The organism is Pirellulales bacterium (assembly GCA_019636335.1).
Lineage (GTDB): Bacteria > Planctomycetota > Planctomycetia > Pirellulales > JAEUIK01 > JAHBXR01.
Map to the genome: position 1 here is coordinate 120,482 of JAHBXR010000012.1, position 21,042 is coordinate 141,523.

Annotated in this window: 16 protein-coding genes; 11 read left to right on the forward strand and 5 right to left on the reverse strand. The window is 62.5% G+C overall.

Annotated elements, in window-relative coordinates; translation table 11 throughout:
• Positions 1-35 precede the first annotated feature (35 nt).
• The 3 genes from KF708_13620 to KF708_13630 all read right to left on the reverse strand — a co-directional run bounded on the left by KF708_13620 (position 36) and on the right by KF708_13630 (position 3,765).
• Complete coding sequence (locus tag KF708_13620) at positions 36-1,595, reverse strand: long-chain fatty acid--CoA ligase (protein ID MBX3413724.1); 1,560 nt, start codon at positions 1,593-1,595, stop codon at positions 36-38.
• A 228-nt stretch (positions 1,596-1,823) separates the two neighbouring features.
• Entirely contained in the window at positions 1,824-2,429 is a 606-nt protein-coding gene (locus KF708_13625; protein ID MBX3413725.1) for a hypothetical protein, read from the reverse strand.
• A gap of 70 nt (positions 2,430-2,499) precedes the next feature.
• A complete protein-coding gene (locus KF708_13630; GenBank protein ID MBX3413726.1) occupies positions 2,500-3,765 on the reverse strand; it encodes an MFS transporter in 1,266 nt (421 codons plus the stop codon).
• A 283-nt stretch (positions 3,766-4,048) separates the two neighbouring features.
• On the opposite strand from KF708_13630, the gene KF708_13635 reads away from it, so the two are divergent.
• The 5 genes from KF708_13635 to KF708_13655 all read left to right on the forward strand — a co-directional run bounded on the left by KF708_13635 (position 4,049) and on the right by KF708_13655 (position 9,356).
• Positions 4,049-5,407, forward strand: a complete 1,359-nt coding sequence (locus KF708_13635) for a hypothetical protein (protein ID MBX3413727.1) — start codon at positions 4,049-4,051, stop codon at positions 5,405-5,407.
• 52 nt (positions 5,408-5,459) lie between these two features.
• Complete coding sequence (locus KF708_13640; GenBank protein ID MBX3413728.1) at positions 5,460-6,791, forward strand: phenylacetate--CoA ligase family protein; 1,332 nt, start codon at positions 5,460-5,462, stop codon at positions 6,789-6,791.
• Positions 6,788-7,594 carry a putative hydro-lyase gene (locus tag KF708_13645; protein MBX3413729.1) on the forward strand — a complete coding sequence of 269 codons (807 nt, stop codon included), beginning with the start codon at positions 6,788-6,790 and terminating at the stop codon, positions 7,592-7,594. Before KF708_13640 ends, KF708_13645 begins: the two co-directional genes overlap by 4 nt.
• Positions 7,595-7,630: 36 nt before the next feature.
• Positions 7,631-8,914, forward strand: a complete 1,284-nt coding sequence (locus KF708_13650) for a cysteine desulfurase-like protein (protein ID MBX3413730.1) — start codon at positions 7,631-7,633, stop codon at positions 8,912-8,914.
• A 124-nt stretch (positions 8,915-9,038) separates the two neighbouring features.
• The gene (locus KF708_13655; protein MBX3413731.1) at positions 9,039-9,356 is read left to right on the forward strand and encodes a DUF971 domain-containing protein; all 318 of its coding nucleotides are present in this window, start codon (positions 9,039-9,041) and stop codon (positions 9,354-9,356) included.
• A 106-nt stretch (positions 9,357-9,462) separates the two neighbouring features.
• Here the strand turns inward: KF708_13655 and KF708_13660 are convergent, their stop codons facing one another.
• The gene (locus KF708_13660; protein MBX3413732.1) at positions 9,463-10,563 is read right to left on the reverse strand and encodes an exo-alpha-sialidase; all 1,101 of its coding nucleotides are present in this window, start codon (positions 10,561-10,563) and stop codon (positions 9,463-9,465) included.
• Between the two features lie 248 nt (positions 10,564-10,811).
• Here KF708_13660 and KF708_13665 point away from each other — a divergent pair, with 248 nt between their 5' ends.
• Complete coding sequence (locus KF708_13665; protein MBX3413733.1) at positions 10,812-11,402, forward strand: hypothetical protein; 591 nt, start codon at positions 10,812-10,814, stop codon at positions 11,400-11,402.
• A gap of 79 nt (positions 11,403-11,481) precedes the next feature.
• Here the strand turns inward: KF708_13665 and KF708_13670 are convergent, their stop codons facing one another.
• Positions 11,482-12,474: a DUF547 domain-containing protein gene (locus KF708_13670; protein ID MBX3413734.1), complete on the reverse strand. Its 993-nt coding sequence runs from the start codon at positions 12,472-12,474 to the stop codon at positions 11,482-11,484.
• 1,004 nt (positions 12,475-13,478) lie between these two features.
• On the opposite strand from KF708_13670, the gene KF708_13675 reads away from it, so the two are divergent.
• The 5 genes from KF708_13675 to KF708_13695 all read left to right on the forward strand — a co-directional run bounded on the left by KF708_13675 (position 13,479) and on the right by KF708_13695 (position 20,965).
• A complete protein-coding gene (locus KF708_13675; GenBank protein MBX3413735.1) occupies positions 13,479-14,216 on the forward strand; it encodes a hypothetical protein in 738 nt (245 codons plus the stop codon).
• Between the two features lie 147 nt (positions 14,217-14,363).
• The gene (locus tag KF708_13680; protein MBX3413736.1) at positions 14,364-15,140 is read left to right on the forward strand and encodes a hypothetical protein; all 777 of its coding nucleotides are present in this window, start codon (positions 14,364-14,366) and stop codon (positions 15,138-15,140) included.
• Positions 15,141-15,337: 197 nt separating this feature from the next.
• Positions 15,338-18,133 carry a sulfatase-like hydrolase/transferase gene (locus KF708_13685; GenBank protein MBX3413737.1) on the forward strand — a complete coding sequence of 932 codons (2,796 nt, stop codon included), beginning with the start codon at positions 15,338-15,340 and terminating at the stop codon, positions 18,131-18,133.
• Between the two features lie 20 nt (positions 18,134-18,153).
• A complete protein-coding gene (locus tag KF708_13690) occupies positions 18,154-19,299 on the forward strand; it encodes a cellulase family glycosylhydrolase (protein ID MBX3413738.1) in 1,146 nt (381 codons plus the stop codon).
• A gap of 340 nt (positions 19,300-19,639) precedes the next feature.
• Positions 19,640-20,965 carry a chloride channel protein gene (locus tag KF708_13695; protein MBX3413739.1) on the forward strand — a complete coding sequence of 442 codons (1,326 nt, stop codon included), beginning with the start codon at positions 19,640-19,642 and terminating at the stop codon, positions 20,963-20,965.
• Positions 20,966-21,042 lie beyond the last annotated feature (77 nt).

The window sequence follows — 21,042 nt, forward strand, 5'->3', positions numbered from 1 at the left end:
AGCGTTGGCCATCGTTCACCGGGCTACAGCGACGCTCACGCCGTCGCCGTTTCGTGTGCCTGCCCGTGGCCATGCACTCGGTCGCGGTTCCACTGGGCCCATTCGTTCCGCAACTCGCGTTTCAGGATCTTACCGGTCGGGCCCTTGGGCAGCTCCGCCCGGAAGATGTACTCCTGTGGCAGCTTGTACTTGGCCAACTGCGATTCAAGATGCGCGCAAAGCGCCTCGCGCGTCAGCTCCTGGTTCGGCTTGCAGCAGACCAGGGCCACGATGTGCTCTCCCTTGATCTCGTCGAAGGCCCCGATCACCGCCGCTTCCGCCACTTGCGGAAGCTGGTAGATCACCTCCTCGATCTCGCGCGGGTAGATGTTGAAGCCACCCTTGATGATCATGTCCTTCTTGCGATCGACGATGAAGAAGAAGCCCTCGTCGTCGCGGTAGCCGAGGTCGCCCGTGTGGAACCAGCCGTTGCGCAGGGCCTCGGCCGTTTCCTCGGGCTTGTTCAGATAGCCGCGCATCACGTTGGGGCCGCGGATCACCACCTCCCCCACCTCGCCGTTGGCCAGTTCCTGATCGGCCTCGTCGAAGATCTTCATCTCGACCCCCTCGAACGGCTGACCGATCGAGCCGATCTTGCGATGGTCGGGCCGGTTGATGCAGACGCTGACCGTGGTCTCGGTAAGGCCGAAGCCCTCGTAGATTGGCACGCCGGTCGTGGCCTCGAACTGGTTCATCACCTCGACGGGCATCGCGGCGCCCCCCGAGATGCAGTAGCGCAGCTTGGGGAATTTTGCTTTGCCCATTTCTGGATGTTTGAGCAGGTAGAAGAACATCGTCGGCACGCCCGCGAACGAGGCGATGTTATCTTCGGCCAGGCTCTTGAAGGCGGTTTCCAACTCGAACCGCGGATGCAACACCACGGCGGTGCGATGGCGCACCGAGGCGTTGAGCACGCCGTTCAGCGCGAAGCAGTGGAACAACGGCAGCACGCAGAGCGCCTTGTCTCCCTTGTCGTGGGGAAGGATCGATTCGAACATTTCGAGGTTGGCGATCACGTTGGCGTTGGTGATCTCGGCCCCCTTGGGCTTGCCCGTCGTGCCCGAGGTATAGAGCCGCATCACCGGCAGGTTGGTGTCGACGTCGACGGGGATGAACGATTCGCCGTCCCCCATCAGCTCGGCGTACGACTTGTGACCCTGCGTGTTCGTGCCGACGATGAAGAGGTGGGGCGGGTTGTCGAGCTTCGAGATGCCGGCGGCGGCCGGCTCGGCGAACATCTCGTACGTGACCAGCGCCTTGATGTTGCTGTCGCGCACGACGTACTCGACCTCGGGGCCGAGCAGCATGACGTTCATCGGCACGAAGACACAGCCAGCCATCAGCGTGCCGTAGTAGACGGCGACGAACTGCGGAATGTTCGGGAGCATGCAGCCGACGGAATCGCCCGGCTTGAGCCCTAGCGCCACGAGCCCGGCCGCCACACGACGGGCGTCGTGCGCTACCAGGAAATAAGGAAATTGCATGCCCATGAATTCCAGGGCGATGGCATCCGGTTCCTCGCGGGCGGCATTCAGCAGATTCTCGTACAGCTTCATTGCGGCGTACTCCCAGCCTGAATCGACGACAATACCACGACGGGCAGGGCGCGCTGGCCGAGTCCGCTCATCGAGGCCACAAAAGGTGCGATGGTCTCACCGCCACTGAAAGGTGCGTGGCGTTTCCCACGGGAGACCACCCGCCCTTGTAGCCGCCCGGCGCGGGGTTGTCAAAATGAAGTGGGGAACTTCTCAGAGAAACTCGGCCCCTCGGCCGCCGTTAGGACGCTACGGGTTCTCTGCCGAATCGCTGTCCAAGCGACTATCCTGCGAGGCATCTTCGGTTGGCTCTTCCGTCGCCGGATCAGCGGTCTCGTCTACCGGGCTTTCGTCGGCGGGCATCACCGCGCCGTCGAATCGCAGGTCGATCTCGGGGATCTGCTGCCGGGCCTCCGGAGGCCAGACGATGGGATCGGAGCCATCGTCGGGAGCGACTTCGACATAGGTCAGCCGCCATTGACCCGTCTCGCGAACGGCGTTGCTGCTGACGCCCGCCGTGCCGTTGGGCCCCTTCACCTTGAAATACAGGGTCGCGTTGCCGTCGCCATTTTCGACCGAGATGTTCCCCCCCACGAAATATCCATCGTCGGTAATGGGCTCGCCCAGGAGTTCGATCACCTCGGGATCGGATTGCACGTGGGCCAGGGTCATCTGATAGGGCTCGCTCGATTTGAGCGACTGCAGCACGCCAAAGAACAGCCCGCCGCACCCCAGGCAGCAGAAGCATCCGGTCGAGAGCAGCACGACCGGCACGAACCAGAGCCAGTTCCGCCCGAACCAGTTCTTCGAGGGGGGAGGAGTGGGATTGGGGTCGAAATGGGCGACGTTGGACATGCGGGCTACCTCCAGCAGCGAGAACTCGTCGGCGTGGCGGTCGAGACAGGACTGCCACGAAGTCCGCAGTCTATTCGCTGGCGGAGGAAAAGTCTTTCCCTGTTCGGGCGGCGGCGAGCATCGCGATCGCCGGCGCCATCAGAGCGGCGGCCGACCAGAAGGGGAGAGTGCTGGCCACTTCGAACAAGGTATTGCCCACGAGCGGTCCCAGGATCCGTGCCAGCGAGCCGGCGCTCTGGGCCACGCCCAGGATGCCACCCTGCTTGGCGGGATCGCTCCGCCGCGAGATCAACGACTGCACCGAGGGGGTGACAAAGGCAAAGCCCGTCACCTCGACGAAGAGGGCCACCATCAGCAGCGGAAAGCTGTGCATCTGGCTGGCCAGGGCCAGCAGCACGAAGCCCACCAGCGACACGCCTCCCCCTAAAACCGCCAGCGACGTCTCGGGCCAGCGCTTCGACAATCGGCGAACGAGAAAGCCCTGGGCAAAGGTGAGCGTCACGCCAATGTAGGCAAACATGAGCAGGATGCCACGTGGGCCGAAGTCGAAGCCCCCCCCGCTCCGCTCGCGATCGAGCAGCACCGAGAGGGTCGATTCGAAGCAGGCAAAGCCGAACACGAACACGAAGAATGTCCCCACGAGCAGCCCCACCGAGGGAACCGTCAGGGCATCGCGCATGGCGGCAAAGTCGAACGCGCGGCGCGCGGCCGAGGTCGAGTCGGGACGCAACGACTCGGGCAACTTGAAGAACGCGACGAGCAAAGCCGAGCCCGACAGCAGGCTGGCCAGGTAGCCGGGCCAAGGGTTGAGGCTGGTCGCGGCGACGTGCTCGTCGACGGCCAGAAAGCCCAAGGCGCCGACCAGGGGGCCAAAGGTGAAGCCCAGGCCGAACGCCGCGCCGATCAGAGCCATGCCCCGCGCGCGGTTCTCGAAATCGGTCACGTCGGCGATATAGGCCTGGGCCGTAGGGATCGTGGCCCCGGCGATGCCCGCCCCCACGCGCGAGATGAAGAGGAGCAGGAGGCTCTCTTCCCACGCCGCCACGGCAAAGAGGAAATAGGCCAGGGTCGAGCCGGCCAGGCCAACCATCAGCACGGGGCGTCGTCCGATGCGGTCGGAGAGTCTGCCCCACAGCGGTGCGAAGAGAAACTGCATGGCGGAAAAGCTCGCCATGAGGGCGCCGATCGAAGCGCCGCGCGCGGCCGGCGTGAAATCAGCCATCAAGACCTTGCCGTAGATCGGCAGCAAGGGCAGCACGAGACCGAATCCCAGCAGATCGATGAAGACCGTCAGGAAGACGATCCCCAGCGCGGTCTTGCGATTGGCTTCGGACATACGAGGGGCTAGCGGCGAGACGCGTGTGGTGCGGCGGCAGAAACGATTGCCCAGAATAGCGGCTCACCGCTGCTCGAACCAGGGAAGTTTACCGTGTTCGAAGGCTGGTGGACTGCGGCGTCACTTGTTCGTTCCATCCCTTAGAGAGCGACACGTCTTGCACATTGCCGCGTCGGAAAAACGCCGACGTCCAAAAATTGCTTGTCCCGACGAGCACAGTTATGCTGAGCCGAAGGGGGGAACTTCACGTCCTTGCTCGTCTCTTGCTGCTCGAGGTTCTCGGATGTTCTCGCGCTGGCTTGCCGCTGTTCTGCTGCGGCCGCTGAAGATATGGGTCGTCACGGGGGTGCTTGGTTGGGTCGCTGGCGGCGTGCCCTGCCACGCGCAGGAGTCTGCCACGGCGGTTTCACCCGCCGGCCTGAAACCGCCGGTCGATACAGCGGCGGAAGATTCACCGCCGAATCCTGCACCGGCCGGGGAGGGACCATCCGACGAGGCGTCTGCCGAAACGACCTCGGCGCTACCCAAGCCCACGCAGCAAGAAGCCCAGGCCTTCTTCGACTCGTTCAAAGTGGCCGTGGCCTCGGGCGAGGCGAATCGCATCAATGGGCTGTTCGATTGGGACGCCATTCTCGTGCGCGGTTCGACGGGAATCGATTCCACGAAGTTCGACGGTCCCGAGCTCCTGGCGAAATTTCGCGGCATCGACGGGCTCGTGGCCGGCGATGCTCATCCGATTATCGGCGAGTTCGGGGCGGGTTCGACCTACAAACCGCTGCGCGTACGCTATCGCGCCGGGCGGCCCGAGTTGGTCTGCCGCCTGCTTTTTCCAGGCAGTGGCGGCGTGACCTATCAGTTCGTCCCCCTGATCCGGCGTGTCGATGGCGCTGTGCTGGCCGGTGATTTATATCTGTTCTCCTCGGGAGAATACATTTCGGAGACGTTTCATCGTTACGTCCTTTCCTCCCTGGCGCGAACGAATCCAGACGCCCTTTCACGCACGAGCGCCAAGGATCGCGAATTCGTGCGACATCTGGAAACGTGCGAACGCATGGTCCAGGGGATTAATTCGGGGGACCACGACGATCTGTTGGCGGCGTACGTCCTCTTGCCGAGTACGCTGCAACGCGAGAAGCCGATCTTTTTGCTGAAGCTGCGCTCGGCCCCGAAGTTGGGACTGCACGGCTGGCAGAAGACGATCGACGAGGCGCGAAGTCTCTTTCCCGGCGACCCCACGTTCGATCTGCAGTTGATGGGAGATTACAACAAGCTGGGCAAGCGCGACGAGGCGCTGGCGGCTATCGAGCGACTCGAAAAATCGATCGGAGGCGACCCTTTTCTCCTGCTGCTGCGCGGGAACCTCTATCTGCAGATCGCACAGTTGGGCCTGGCGCAGAAATGGATCGATAACGCGATCCTGGCCGAGCCGGGGCTGGTGCCGGCACGCCTCTCGCGGATCAATTGCGCCCTCTATCAGAATGACTTCGCCGAGGTCGTCAAGCAGTTGGAAGCCCTGGAAGGGTTGGGACAGCAACTCGCCGATCTGACCAAGGTGTCGGGCTACAAACGCTTTGTCGCCTCCCCCGAGTATCGCAACTGGATGCAAACGCGCCGCAAGAATGCGCAGGCCAAGGCGCCGTGAGCCTCGACGCTCAAGCTAGTCGATCGCGGCGTCCCTCCGTATGATGCAGGCGATGTCTACGATTCCGCTTGCCAGCACGGCACCAAACCCTATCGAACGACGACGGCTCGAGTCGCTCGATCGAAGTCAGTTGCAAGCGCACCAGTTGGCGCGCCTGAACCGCTTGCTGGGCGAGATCCTGCCGGCCAATCGCTTTTACGCCGGCAAGTTGGCAGATCTTATCGATGCACGCACTCCGCTTCATCAGGCGGGCCGATTCGAGCTGACGTCGTTCGAGGAACTCGCTCGGCTCCCCTTCACGTACAAGGAAGAGCTGCTCGCTCCACTGCCGCACGAGGAACTCGGGACGGCCAATCGTACCTACCCACTCGAGCGCTACGTGCGCTTCCATCAGACCTCGGGTACGCATGGCTTGCCGCTACAGGTCCTCGACACGGCCGAAGACTGGCAATGGTGGCTCGACTGCTGGCAGTACGCGCTCGACGCGGCAGGGTTGGGCCCCAGCGATCGGCTCTTCATGGCCTTCTCGTTCGGGCCGTACATCGGCTTTTGGAGCGCGCATGACGCCGCGCTCCAACGCGGGTGCCTGGTCATTCCTGGCGGAGGGATGAGCACGCTCGCACGGCTCGAGGCCATTCGCACGAGCGGCGCAACCGCCCTGTTTTGCACACCGAGCTATGCCCTGCACCTGGCCGAGGTCGGGTTGGCACATCAGATCGTGACGTCGAAGCTGCACGTTCGCACGCTGGTACTGGCCGGCGAGCCCGGTGGTTCCATTCCCACAGTGCGGGCGCGTCTTGAATCGGCCTGGAATGCACGCGTCATCGATCATGCCGGGGCGACCGAGGTGGGCGCCTGGGGCTATCCCGATCGAGACGGCACGGGTCTGCACGTCCTCGAGAGCGAATTCATCGCCGAGTTCCATGCGGTGGCTACCGGCGAACCCGCTGGTGAAGGAGATCTGGCCGAGTTGATTCTGACGACCCTCGGACGCCGCGGTAGTCCGGTGTTGCGCTATCGCACGGGGGATCTTGTGCGACCTTCGTGGCAGGCACGCGGCGAGAATCGGTTTGTCTTCTTGCCCGGCGGCGTCTTGGGGCGCGCCGACGATATGGTGGTGGTACGGGGCGTGAACGTGTTTCCGACTGCCATCGAAGAGATCGTGCGCGGTTTTCCCGAGGTCGTCGAGTATCGGCTCACGGCTACCAGGCGACAGTCGATGGACCAACTGTGTTTGGAGATCGAAGATCATCTTTCACGGCCAGAACGCGTGGCACAAGAACTGCAACTCCGTTTAGGGCTGAAGATCGAAGTCGCGCTCGCGCCGGCGGGGAGCCTTCCACGTTTTGAAGGCAAGGGGCGACGATTCGTCGACGAGCGATGAGCGTATCGCGGAAATCGTATGCGAAGATGACGGCCGCCGAGCTGCGTGCCGCGATTCGCGCCGGCGACGTAACGGCTCCCACCCCCGGTATGGCCGTCGGCTACGCGCAGACGAATCTTGTGATTCTGCCGGAGCGTGATGCGGCCGATTTCGCCGAGTTCTGCCGGCGCAATCCGCGTCCCTGTCCGGTGCTGGCACGAACCAGCCCCGGCGATCCCTGTCCTCACGATGTGGCGCCCGGCGCCGATTTACGCACGGATGTGCCCAGGTATCGCGTGTTTCGGCAGGGGGTGCTCGAGGCCGAGGAGCCGACCGACGTCCGGTCGTTGTGGCGCGACGATTTCGTCGGCTTTCTCATCGGCTGTTCGTTCAGCTTCGAGCACGACCTGGAGGCCGCCGGCTTGCGGGTGCGGCATCTGCAATTGGGACGCAACGTGCCCATGTATCGCACGAATCGATCGTGCGAGTCGGCGGGCAAGTTCGCCGGTCCCTTGGTCGTGAGCATGCGTCCTTACCGGCCCGAGCAGATCGACGAAGTCACGCGCATCACGGGGCGTTATCCCACGATGCACGGGCCACCGCTGCATGTGGGAGATCCGGCCGCCTTGGGGATCGCCGATCTCGCCCGGCCCGATTTCGGCGAGGCGGTGCCGCTGGAAGTGGGAGAAGAGCCGCTGTTCTGGGCTTGCGGCGTGACGCCCCAGTTAGCCTTGACGGCGGCGCGTCCCGAGATTTGCATCACGCACAGCCCGGGCTGTATGTTCGTCCTCGATCGTACCGATGCGTCCTACCGCTCACCGTGAATTCTCACACACCTTCGTCAGAGGATCGTTCCGCCGATGTCTGCCGTTGCAAGTTCGCCTACCGCTCGAGTAGCTCCCCTGGATGTGGCCGCGTGCCGCGCGCAGTTTCCGGCCCTGTCGCGCGAGAGGGCCGGACGCCCGGTGGTCTATCTCGATGGTCCTGCGGGCAGCCAGGTTCCGCTGCGCGTGATCGAGGCGGTGAGCCATTACTACCGCACGATGAACGCCAATCATGGCGGCGTCTTTGCCACGAGCCGCGAAAGCGACGCCATGCTCGACGAGGCACGCCGCGCCGTGGCCGATCTGTTGGGCGCCGCCGATCCCGACACCGTCGCGTTCGGCGGCAACATGACGACCCTGACGTTCGGGCTGAGTCGCGCGCTGGGCAAAACCTGGCAGCCGGGGGACGAGGTGATCGTCACGCGGCTCGATCACGATGCCAATGTAACCCCCTGGGTGCTGGCCGCGCGTGACGCCGGAGCGACCGTTCACCACGTCGACATTCGCCAGGAAGACTGCACGCTCGATCTCGAGGATCTCCGCGCCAAGCTGTCGTCGCGGACGAAGCTCGTCGCCGTGGGATGCGCGTCGAACTCCGTCGGCACGATCAATCCGGTGAAGGACATCTGCCGCTGGGCTCGCGAGGCCGGCGCGCTGACGTTTCTCGACGCGGTCCACTACGCGCCGCATGCGCTGCTCGACGTCGACGCCTGGGGGTGCGATTTTCTGGCCTGCTCGGCGTACAAGTTTTTTGGCCCGCACGTGGGGGTGTTGTGGGGGCGACGCGAGCTTCTGTCGGAGCTTCCCGTCTACAAATTGCGTCCGGTGCCGAATACGATTCCCGATCGCTGGATGACCGGCACGCAAAGCCACGAGAGCATTGCCGGCGTGCTGGCGGCGGTCGATTATCTGGCGGAGTTGGGCGGCACGAGGGAGAACGGCGGCGCAGCGATGTCGCGTCGCACCGCCTTGCAGAACGCTTTCTCTCGAATCGACCGCTACGAGCGCGAGCTCGTGACGCGACTACTGGCCGGCTTGCGCGAGCTTCGTGCGGTGCGGATCTGGGGCATCACCGATCCTGAGCGGATGAGCGATCGCGTGCCTACGGTGGCGATAACACACGACCGGTTGTCGCCGCAGGCACTCGCCGAACGGCTGGCCGAGCAGGGGATCTTCGTCTGGCACGGCAACTATTACGCCCTGTCGCTGAGCGAGGCCCTGGGACGCGAGCCCGAGGGGATGGTCCGTATCGGCCTGTTGCACTACAACACATCAGAAGAGGTCGAACGCCTGCTCGCAGCATTACGCCAGTTGCCATAACGGGCTTCTCCGTGCTCACGCGGACGCGGAGGTCGTTGAGACGCGGAGTGAGTAGAAGTTGAGCAGGCAGCCGTTCAAGCAAACTTTGGCCTCAAGCCTGTCACCTCAAACTTCTTCCCTGCCCATGTCCCTGCAACCGACGAAGCTTGGCCTTTTGGCCGATGGTCAACTGATGATCGAATGGAGCGACGGCGAGCGTCGCCGCTACCGCGTGCGCGAGTTGCGCGACGAATGCCCCTGCGCGACGTGTCGCGAGAAACGCGGCGCGCCGGCGCCCCTGTTGCAGGTCATCACGGCGGCCGAGACCGCGCCCCTGTCCATCACGGCCATGCCCCCCGTGGGAAACTACGCCTACGCCATTCACTTCAGCGACGGCCACGACACGGGCATCTTCACGCTCGAACGCCTGCGTGAGCTGGGCGAAGCGGTGGCAGCCGATTAACGGAATCACTGTTTTCGTTGCTGGAACCAAGATCGCTGCGCGGCGAATGGATGATTCGGAGTAGAGCGTCTTGTGGTTGAAGACGAGGCCCCCCAAATCGATCGACCTACTTCTCTCCCAGCACGGCTTCTTCCTTGAACGAGGCCAGCATGATCAGCGTGCGATCTTCCGTCGTGTAGACGCAATGGATCGTGCCGTCCTTGGCCTGGATCGTGAACGGATAGGCATACGGACCAGGACCGACCACCAGGTTGCGGCGGTGCGGGTACGTCTGGTCTCCATCGGTCGAGATGGCCGCCGTCAGCGGCGTCCGATCGTTCATGTTGTCGTTGTAGATCAGCAGCAGATGGCCATTCAGCAGACGCAGAAAATCGACCGCTGAGTTCGGGTTGGGAAACTTGGTATCGACCCCTTCGCTCCAGGTGCGGCCGCCGTCGCGCGATTCGGAGCGAACGAGATAGCCGTCCGTCGTCGGTTCATAGTCGCCGCCGCGGCGGTTGTAGCAGACGAAATAATCTCCCTCGACCTGCGCCGCCGCCGGTTGCAAACAGCCACGCCGCGCGTGAATGCGATTCGTCTCGGTGAAACGCCCTGACTTGTGATCGTAACGCAAGAAGAGCGAGGTCGTATCGTCGCCGACCTTTTCAGTGTCGTGCCCCGTCTCGTGATAGACGGGCAGCAAAAAGTCGCCGTCGGCCAGCGCCACCGGGCGGCTGCGGACCATCATCCCTTCTTCCCAGGCGACGATGATCGGATCGGACCAGGTCTCGGCGCCATCGCGCGAGATCTTGGCCTGGATGCGCGACGTGCTCCAAGTCTCGCCATAGCGGACGTTGTAGAAGAGCCATACCAGCCCGTCGGGCGCCTGCCAGATCACACCGTTCCCTTCGGAACGAAAAGGGGTGTCGGCGATGGGCGCCGGGGCCGACCATTTGCCTTCGCCCTCTTTGCGGCGCGAGCCGTAGACGGCCGTGTCGTCGGCGTACTCGCCGCTGCCACCGTAATAGACCAGATACAAATCGCCCCCCGCGAGCTGCTCGATCGAAGCCGGGTGCTTATAAGGACCTGGCGCCTCGGAGCCGAACACTCGTTCGAGCCGAATCGGGTTTTCATCTTGCGCCGGGGCAACCGTAGCGAACGCGAGCAGCACAAACGCCGCGATGAGACTGCCTCGTGTCGAGACGCCGTGCCGGAAAACGAGAGTCATCGGCGAGTATCCTTGCGAGATTGGGTGGCTGACCAACGGTGGGGCAGGGGGCCCGCACGTCGCCCTCCTCTTGGTGCCGACCATGTTAGCCGCCGGGTGTGGGGGGATAAACCAGTCGGGAAGGCACCGGGAGCGATCGTTTATACCGACGGTAGCAGTGACGGGGACCGAGTCAGGCCCGTTCGTGGTGTAGGCTTTCGAAGAGTGCCTTGCTGCCTGCCCCCGTCTCCCCGCCCTGGCGTTCGATCATGCAATCCTTGTTGGCCCACGCTCGATCGATCGTCGCGGTGGTCTTGCTGCTGTGCCACTTTGCTGGAGTGGCGCAGGGCCAGGGTAATATTTCCACGGCGGGGGTCGATCCCGGCTCGCTCGAGTTCGGCAAGTATCCGACAAACCGACCCGATACGGCGATGCCCTACATCCGCTCGTTCAAACAGGAGTGGTACGACCCGACACGCCTCGTAATGCCCCACGCCGATCGTTCGATCGTCACGCAGGGCCGCATGAGCATGGGACAACTGTCGTGGAGTTCGTCGATCGATCCGGGAAAGCTCGAGATTGGCGTGCCGCGGCAGGATTTCGTCGACCCGGGCATCATGCAGGTTCGCGAGATCTGGCAGCCGAATATCGATCCCGAGCCCCTTCGCGAAGACAAGCTCCCCTTCATCATCGACGACCCCTCGGTGCTGCGGCCCCCGCCGATCTTGAAGCCGAAGATCATGTTCGAGTCGATCATCTTCGACCCGGGCACGTCGCAGTCGCCTCCTTCGGTGTACGAGAAGTTCCGGGCGCCAGAAAAACTGACGGCGCCACAGCGACGTCGAGCCCTGGGCTGGTAGTTGCTTGGCGTAGGGAGAGCAGATCGCTCGATTCCGTGCGATCAAGCGGGAGAGGGAAAGAGCAGGAGAGGGCAATTCCTTACTCTTTCGGTGTTTCATCCTGGACTGCGGGCGGATCTGCCTGCGGTGAAGTAGCATCGGCTGCTGGCGCCGCATCGACGTCGGAAGAAGTTGGTGCCGGATCGCTGCTCTCCGGAGGCGGATCTGCCGCCGTTATCACGTCGCTATCGGCTGCCGGCTCGGCGGTGGCCTGATCGTTGAGGCCCCAGTCGTATTCGTTGCGTTGGACGAAGGTATCGGGGTTCACCGTGATGCGGCGTGTCTCTTCGTCGTCGATCCATTTCGAGAGGCGATGCATTTGCGTGGCGCGATCGGGACCGAAGTCATCGCTATACCAAGCGAGCAAGGGAGACCAATGGATGTATTTCTTGTTCTCGCTCTCAACCACGTAACGAAAGTTGCGAACGTCGTTCAGGAAACGTCGAGCTTGCGCGGATAATTGGTCTTCGATGCGTTCCGGCGTATAGGCCTCGTTTCGCAGCGGCGGACAACCTCGCGAAGCACATACGATGGCAAAGTGAATGCGGAAGTCACCCAGCGGCCGCAACCGCGCATGCTCGATTTCATCGAGCGAAACCCGCGTCTCTCCGACGGGCAGCAGCAGGTCCTGCCAGATGTTGTAACCCCAGTATTCCGCCGTGAAATTGCGAATGCTGTCCGTGGGATACTCCCGCAGAATGCCCTCGATCGTGAGTGCATTGTAGGCGTTGATCCAGTAAGCGAGGATTGCCGCGTGCAGCTTTTCATCTCGCTTGGGCGGGAGTTGGTTGAGGGGGATTGGTGGATCGGGCAGCGGAACATCGGCACGCGAAAGTTCGCCCAGGTAGTCGAGCAGGGCCTGTCGATCGGCCGCCGATGCTTTCCAGCCCGAGTAATCGACGAAGCCACGCCCGTCGACGTACTTCTTCACGAGCGCGTCCCACTCGCTATGGTCGAGCTGCGTGACAGGTACTCGTTCCGCGGCGGGGATGTTCTTGCCGACGACGGAGATCTCGCGAGAGAGACTTCGCACATACTTTAGGCCCACCCAGGTGAGAACGCCGAGAATCAGCAGCGCGAAAAGAACTTGCTTGATACGCATTGAGTTACTGAGGATGCGAGCCGCCGGAGGCATGTGGATGAGGCGATGGCCCTCGGTTGGCCACCTCATTCACTCTCAACGATGAGGCTCCGAACGGCAACTGCCTACCTGGGCAAAAAATCGTGGAAGCTTGGGTTTGCCAAGATCAGAAAGAGGAGCCCTGACCCGTCAGCATCGAAAAAGGAGCGAACGCTAGCGCGATGTGGGGCTACGACGAGGCATCATTTGCCCGCCTGGTCATTAACTATCAAATGTTTCGCGTTCAAAAGACTAGTGGAATCGCCTAGAAGGCGATTCCGTCGAGCTCCTGGTCGGAGCACCGCCCAGATTTTTTCGAGAAAAGTTGGTTCCTCCTTCGGAAGAGAGCCCCAGGGATTTGGGGCCAGCTCGCCGCAAACGGTCTAGTGACAAAGCCGTGGGAATATTGTCAGGGCACCGCAACTTGTTTCCTAGAAAAGGTTAAAGGGGCCTTTGCGGTATCGCTGACGCCGATCGCGAGGGTTCTTCGTAGGGGATTGCCTGGAGCGGTTACGAAGAATTCTGATAAAAGCGAGGTCTCAAAAGTTTTTTGCTTGACTTTTATTAGTGGATCTGAGATTCTCTGCCTTGGCTCGGAACAAGTATTCCGTGCCCACGTTCTACAGACGCGCTATGTCGAATGTGCGGGGGGTCTGGCAAGAGCTGGAGGGCCGGACGAACTATGGGTATTCCAGAGAACGACCTCTGGGACGTGGTTCGGAGAGTCTGGTTTCGCCAGTAAAGAGGTGAGTGCGGTCCGGAGATGACCCCGGAAAAGCGCCGAAAATGAGACCAGCGTCGCCCTGCCATCCGGCAGTACAGGAATTTTTCCGGAAAACGGAAGGATTTTTCTTGTGCTGCTAATTGTGATGGTTAGAATGGCGGAGCAAGTTGAGCTTTACTGGAGGAGTTCAAATATGAAACTGCGCGGGCTACTCGGTATTTTTGCTGTGGTGCTAGTTGCAGGCACCGCGCAAGGCGCTGGCCTGGTGTCGATCGACTCGTTCGATGTGAATCAGTTTGATCAGGCTTTCGGCCCAGCTTCTTCGTCTTCTTCGTCTGCTTCCGGTTCGGGCATTCTTGGTGGTACTCGCGAAGTGACTGCCGCGACGACCGCCGGTCTGCCCTTCCAGCGTTTGCAGGCCGAGTCGAACCTTGGTAATGCGAGCTTCTTCAGCCACAGCCAGGATTCGACGATCATCGGTTCGACGACGATCACCTACGATGGTGGTGGCGTCGGCTTCAACCCGACCGGGTTGGGTGGTGTGGATATTACGAATGGCGGTCTGCTCGATCAGATCGGCATCCGCGTGTCGGTGAATGACCTGCCCGTCGATATCAAGTTGACGGCCTATACCGACGGTGCGAACTTCTCGGAGTACACCCTGTCGTTGCCGGGCGGTATCTTCTCGGATACCGACTTCTTCGTCAACTTGGCGAGCTTCACGACGGCTGGTGGTTCGGGTGCTGACTTCACGAACCTCGGTGCTCTGCAGTTGTTCATCGATGGCCAGCTTCCAGGCACGGACCTGATCTTCGACTTCCTCGCCAATGGTCAAACGGTTCCTGAACCGGTTAGTGTCCTTGGCTGGGCGGTCTGCATGCTGACGGCTGGTGTGTTCGTTTATCGTCGCAAGGGTTTGGCCCGCGCCTAAGGGCGTTGGTGACCCTTTTGAATAGTGTTGCGTAGAGTTTGTTCGATCAAGCGTACTAAATTCCTAAGCCCAATTTATAGGTGTGGCTAGTGAGTTGCAGCTAACGACCGTCAAGCCTGGACAATGACGGTCGCCAGGAGAACGCTAATGAAGAGACTGTGGATCCTTGGCCTTTCGGCCACAGCCGTGTTGATGATGGGTTCTTTCGTTCAAGCCGGAACGATCATCATCGACGAATTCAATGCAAATCAATCGGTGGTTACGGGCCCTGGGGCCTCTCCCAAGTCGGCTAGTGGCTCGCTTGCGGACGCCGGTATTCTGGGTGGTGAGCGCGATGCGGTGCTGTCCGTGCTGAGCGGCTTGGGCGCACAGGGCGCGCAGGCCATCGTGTACGATGGTATCGGCACCGGCAAGCTCTACTACAGCCAGGACTCGAGCGTCGTTAGCAACCTCGTCCTGACCTACGACGGCACCAACGGTGGCGCAGGTTTCAATCCGACCGGCTTGGGTGGTTACGACCTGACGGGTGGCGGTACTGAGTACGGCTTCGAGCTTGGCCTCAGCTACCAGGATTCGCCCTATACGATCGAGTTGACCGTCTACGACGCGTCGAACTCGCAGGGCTTGAAGTGGTCGCGCGAGACCATCACCCCCGGCTCTGTCATCTTCACCGACACGGCCGTCGTTATTCCCTATGGCCACTTTGGTGACGCCCCGGGTGAAGTCGGTCCTGCTGGTCCCGCTTCGTTCAACAACGTGGGTGCCGTGGTGATGCGAATCCAGAGCGTCAACCGTGGTGCTGACATCGAGGTGAACTACCTCAAGACGTCGGTTGTCCCCGAGCCCGCCAGCATCGTCACGGCGGTCCTGGGTGCTGCCCTCTGCGGCTTCGGTTATCTCCGTCGTCGTAACCGCGCCAAGTAGTTCGCTACTCGGACGATCTGCAGTTTCAAAATCAAAAAAGGAGTCCAGGTCCAGGCCTGGGCTCCTTTTTTTGTTGCCGCAGATCGGCCCTTGCGTTCGTATGCCGGTCTACCTGCGCGTTGCGTGTGATGATGAGTTGCCGAGCAATCGGTTCTCGGCGATCGGTCATCAGGCTCAAACGGAGTGAGGTTTTTGCCGTGCGAGTGTGTTCTTTTCTGGTTCCTTTTCTTCCGGTGCTGCTCTTCGCCTTGGCCGGAGTCGATCTTGGCCGTGCCCTCGCTGGCGAGCAGAACCTGAACTCGAATGCCGGTCAATCTGCGGCCCCTCGCGGTTACGAGATTCCCACCATCGACCTTTCGGGCGATACGCATCGGCAGGTGATCGTCGATCGAGAGTCTCGGCAGTACCTGGGACATCCAACCACTCTGTTGCTGGAAGATGGCAAGACGATCCTCTGCGTCTATCCCAAGGGGCATGGTCGCGGCGCCATCGTCTACAAACGGAGCGCCGACGGTGGGCTCACCTGGTCGGAAAGGCTGCCGACTCCCGCATCTTGGACGACCAGCCAGGAAGTGCCCACGCTCCATAGGGTCGTAGACGCGGCGGGGCAGCGGCGCGTCATCATGTTCTCGGGGCTGTATCCGGTTCGCATGGCCCGTAGTGACGATGACGGACTGACCTGGAGCGAGCTCGAGCCCGTCGGAGACTGGGGGGGCATCGTGACCATGGGCTGCGTCATCGAGCTCAAGTCGGCGCCGGGCCACTATTTGGCCCTTTTTCACGACGATGGGCGTTTCTTCCGAGCAGGGGGCAAAAAAACTCCTACGATGACGCTCTACCAATCCCTTTCGACCGATGGTGGGCTGACCTGGGCAGAGCCCCAGGCGATCTTTGCCAGCGATGAGGTCCATCTTTGCGAGCCGGGGGCATTTCGTTCGCCCGATGGCAAGCAACTGGCGGTACTACTACGCGAAAATCGGCGTCAGCGTAATTCCCACGTCATCTTCTCAAACGACGAGGGCAAAACCTGGACGGAGCCGCGCGAGTTGCCCGGCGCCCTGACGGGCGATCGCCATACGGGACAGTACGCGCCTGACGGCCGGCTCTTCATTTCCTTTCGCGATACGACGCTCGAGAGCCCGACGGCAGGCGATTGGGTCGCCTGGGTCGGTACCTACGACGACATCATCGCCGGCCGTGAAGGTCAGTACCGCGTGCGTTTGATGAAAAACCATCGTGGACGCGACTGCGCCTACCCCGGCGTCGAGTTGTTGCCCGACGGCACTTTGGTCACGACGACCTATGGACATTGGACCGCAGGCGAAGAGCCGTATATCGTCAGCGTCCGTTTGAAGCTCGCCGAGCTGGATGAGAAAGCCGCTGTGCGGAAGGCGGAAAAGGCATCGGAGCCCCAGCGGGATTCGGCCCAGACGGTGCCTGTGACGAATTCGGTCCGCGAAGTCGAGTCGGCGCCGAACCAGACCAATCCTTCCACGACGGAGAAATCTGCGGCAGACAACTCGTCGTCCGCCGATACCACGACGACGAAATCAGCGCCCGCGGGAGCAAGTTCGAACGAGCCTGCCTTTCAACCGGCGCGCGTCTCGGCCAAACGGCATCGGCGACCCAACATCCTCTTCATCCTGACCGACGATCAGCGGGCCGACACGATCCACGCAGTAGGGAATCGCCACATCCGCACGCCGACGCTCGATCGCCTCGTCGAACAGGGGCAGGTCTTTCGCCGCGCCTACTGCATGGGCTCGACCATGCCCGCCGTTTGCCTGCCCAGCCGATCGATGTTGATGACGTCGCGGACGCTGTTTCACCTGCCGGATGCCAAGTCGCCTGCGTCGGTTGCCGCGGCCCCCTTGCTCCCCCGCACCCTGACTGCGGCCGGCTTCGATACGTTGCGGACGGGCAAGGTGGGCAACCATCCGGCCTATGCCGATGCGGCCTTTGGCCGCAACCACAACGTCGAGCGATCTGCCACCTGTACCACCACGCACGCCGACACGGCCATACGGTTCTTGCGAGAAGATCGCGGCGAGCAGCCGTTTTTTCTCTATGTCGCCTTGGCCTCACCGCACGATCCTCGCGTCGCGCCCCAGCCGTACATGGACCAATACAGTCCCCGCGATGTCGAATTGCCCGCCAACTACCTGCCACAGCATCCGTTCGACAACGGCGAGATGACCATTCGCGACGAGCAACTCGCACCCTGGCCCCGCACGCGCGAGGTGATCGCCGAGCACCTGGCCGATTATTACAGCGTGATCACTTATCTCGATGCCGAGATCGCACGCATCCTCGCCACCCTCGAAGAGGTGGGGGCCAAAGACGACACCTATGTCCTCTTTTCGTCCGACCATGGACTGGCCATCGGCAGCCACGGACTCATGGGCAAGCAGAACCTGTACGAGCACAGCATGCGCGTTCCGCTCGTCATCTCGGGTCCTGGCGTTTCGGCGGGCAGCTCGAACGATGCGCTCGTCTACCTGCACGATCTTTTTCCGACGATTTGCGAGCTGACGGGTGTGCCGATTCCCGCGGGGGTCGAAGGGAAGAGTCTCGTGCCGGTATTGCGCGATCCACAGCATCGGGTGCGAGATTCGCTCTTCACAGCCTACCGCGATGTGCAACGCGCCATGTGCGACGATCGCTGGAAGCTGATCCGGTATCCGCAAGTGGATCGTACGCAGTTGTTCGATCTGGAGCACGATCCAGACGAACGAAACGACCTGGCGGCAGATCCTCGATACCAGGATCGTGTCGCGCGCATGATGGCCAGGCTGGCCGCCTGGCAGCGCGAGCTCGACGATCCGGCGCCGTTGCAGGTCGAGCATCCCCGCGATCCCACGTTCACGCCCCCTGCGCAGACGTCGCAACGCGCGCCCGGGCGTCCGCGCCTCGCCCCCATCGCGATGGTTTCGGACACACGCGATCCGCCCTTCGGCCTGCGATCGGAAGTGGCCGTGTCGGCGACACCTTGAATCGCGAAGGGGGGAGTGCGATGTGGAGCGAACGCTGCCTGCGAGCTTTCAAGCCACTGGCCGCATGGGTCATCATCGTCGTCGCGGTTGTCGTCGACACGACCGCGGGCGCTACCCAGGGCGAAGAAGGCCCGCTAGGTCGCATCGAGGTGAGCGACGACGGCCGCCGATTCGTCGTGGCCGAGAGCGGACAGCCCTTCGTTCCCTGGGGATTCAACTACGATCACGACGAACAGGGGCGCCTGATCGAGGACTACTGGGTCGAAGAATGGCCCAAAATCGAGGCGGACTTCGCCGAGATGCGCGCGCTCGGGGCGAACGTCGTGCGCGTGCATCTGCAACTGGCCAGGTTTCTCGACGGTCCCGATCGCCCCAGTGATGCGGCCTTGCGCCAGCTCGCGCGGTTGGTGCGGTTGGCCGAGCAGCAACGGATGTATCTCGACATCACGGGGCTGGGCTGTTACCACCGCGCGGACGTGCCCGCCTGGTACGACGACTTGTCTGAAGCCGAGCGTTGGCAAGCACAGGCCGTCTTCTGGCGTGCCGTCGCGCGGACCTGCGCCGCTAGTCCGGCCATCTTCTGCTACGACCTGATGAACGAGCCCGTCGTGCCAGGGCAGGGGGGGCGTCGCCAGGACTGGCTGGGGCCGGCCTTCGCGGGCAAGCACTTCGTGCAGTTCATCACGCGCGAAACGAGAGATCGCCCACGCGTCGAAGTGGCTCGCGCGTGGACCCGTCACCTGGTGTCGGCGATACGCGAAGTCGACGGCGAGCATCTCATCACGGTGGGGCTCGTGCCGTGGAGCCTCGACCGGCCGGGCCTCACCTCAGGCTTCACGCCGCGCGAGATCGCGCCAGAGATCGACTTCGTCAGCGTGCATCTCTATCCGGAACGCGGCAAGGTCGACGAGGCCATCGAGACCTTGCGGGGATTCGGCGTGGGCAAGCCGTTGCTCGTCGAAGAGACCTTCCCGCTCCATGCCGGCCTGGACGATTTTGGCCGATTCATCGACCAATCGCGCCCGCACGCAGCCGGCTGGCTGGGCTTCTACTGGGGAAGGACTCCGGCCGAATGCCGCGACTCGCGCGAGCTGGCCGACAAGCTGATGCTCGCCTGGCTCGAGTTTTTCACGGCGCACGCTCCGACAGACGCGGCAACCAAGTAAAAGAGACAACCATGCCATAGGGGCCGGCGGTACGGTACGAGGCTCCGGTCGAAGCCTCTCAGAGCGCACAAGAGGATCTGCCCGCCATCATAAGCAGCGGTTTCACGTTCGGCAGTCATTGGCGATTTAAGTGGTTGCGTATTGTGGAGTTGCGTCGTGGCAGGCAGTGGGCTATCGTTCCTGAGCGAGGTCGGAAACGCCCCGCGTTGGCCACTCGAACCGCCCGCCCTTTGGTCCCCCGCCGCCATTCCCATGACCTGGCTGCTCGAAACTCCCCGCAGCGCCAATCCTTATGCGCCGCGCGAATCCTATCCGCGAGGTGAGCAGGGAGGAGATTGAAATGACACAGGTAGTTTCCGAGGCCACGCCTGCACCGGCGACCACGTGGCTGTCGAACGTGTCGTCCGTCGCGCGGCAGAACCTGGTCTTCGCTGTGGGGGCGGTGGCGGCCGGTCTCGGGGCGCTCTATTTCAACTATGCCGAGGATTACGGCGGCCGGTTCTTTCATGCCGTCTGGCGCCTTTCGCCCTGGCTCGCGGCAGCGCTCGCGGCGGGGGGCATGGTGCTCATCTGCCGCTTGCGCGACTTGTACTTTCCCGGTACCGAAGGCACGGGTATTCCGCAATCGATCGCCGCGCTCAAGCTCGATGCGTCCGAGCGCCGCGCGGCTCTTTCCCCGCGCATCGCCGTGGGCAAGATCTTATTGCTCACGCTGGCGTTGTTCACGGGGCTGACCGTGGGGCGCGAGGGGCCGTCGGTTCATGTCGCGGCCTGCTTTTTGTTCTTCGCCGCCAGTTACGCGCGCTTTCCCGAGCATGTGGTGCAGCGCGGATTGATTCTGAGCGGTGGAGCCGCCGGCATCGCCGCCGCCTTCAATGCGCCCATCGCCGGCATCATCTTCACCTTCGAGGAGATCGGTCGTTCGTTCGACAAGCGAAACCTGGGGTGGATCGTCCGCGCGGTAATCATCGCCTGCCTGGTCTGCGTGCTCTTCCTGCAGGACTACTTGTTCTATGGGCACGTCGAGGGCTTCGTTCCCAACCTCTGGAGGCCCTGGCTCGGCGTGGTGGTCATCGGCCTGCTGGGGGGGCTGCTAGGAGGGCTCTTTGCCGCCGCGGTCGTATGGTGCATGCCCCGCGTGTCGCGCTTGATGGACGAACATCCGGTGATCGTGCCCGCGGTGTTGGGCACGATTCTAGGATTGATCGGGCTTGCCTCGGGGGGGCTCAGCTACGGCGGCGGATACATCGAGAGCTCAAAGATTCTCATGGAGGGAGCCGAATACTCCGACGCCTTTCCCCTGTGGCGAGCGCTGGCGAGCTTCGCCGCGATTCTGAGCGCTATTCCCGGCGGGATCTTCGATCCGAGTCTCACCGTCGGGGCAGGGCTTGGCAGCTCACTGCAGGGCTGGTTCACTTCGCTCGAACCGCAGGCCGTGATCCTGCTGTTTATGGCCGCGTACTTCGCGGCCGTGGTGCAGAGCCCGGTGACCGCCACCGTCATCCTGCTCGAAATGACCGATGCCCGCACGATGACCCTGCCGCTGGCCACGGCCTCGATCCTGGCCTACGAGGTCTCGCGCCGGGTCTGCCCGACGTCGCTTTACGAGTCCCTGGCCGAGAATTTCATCCACCGCATGTGGCTCCGTTACGACCAGCTTCGCTGAACGCGCGTTCGGCTTCGTGCGTCTTCTGGGCTGGACCGCTAGACTGGGGCCAGCCAAACCGCCTGTCTTACCTTTCG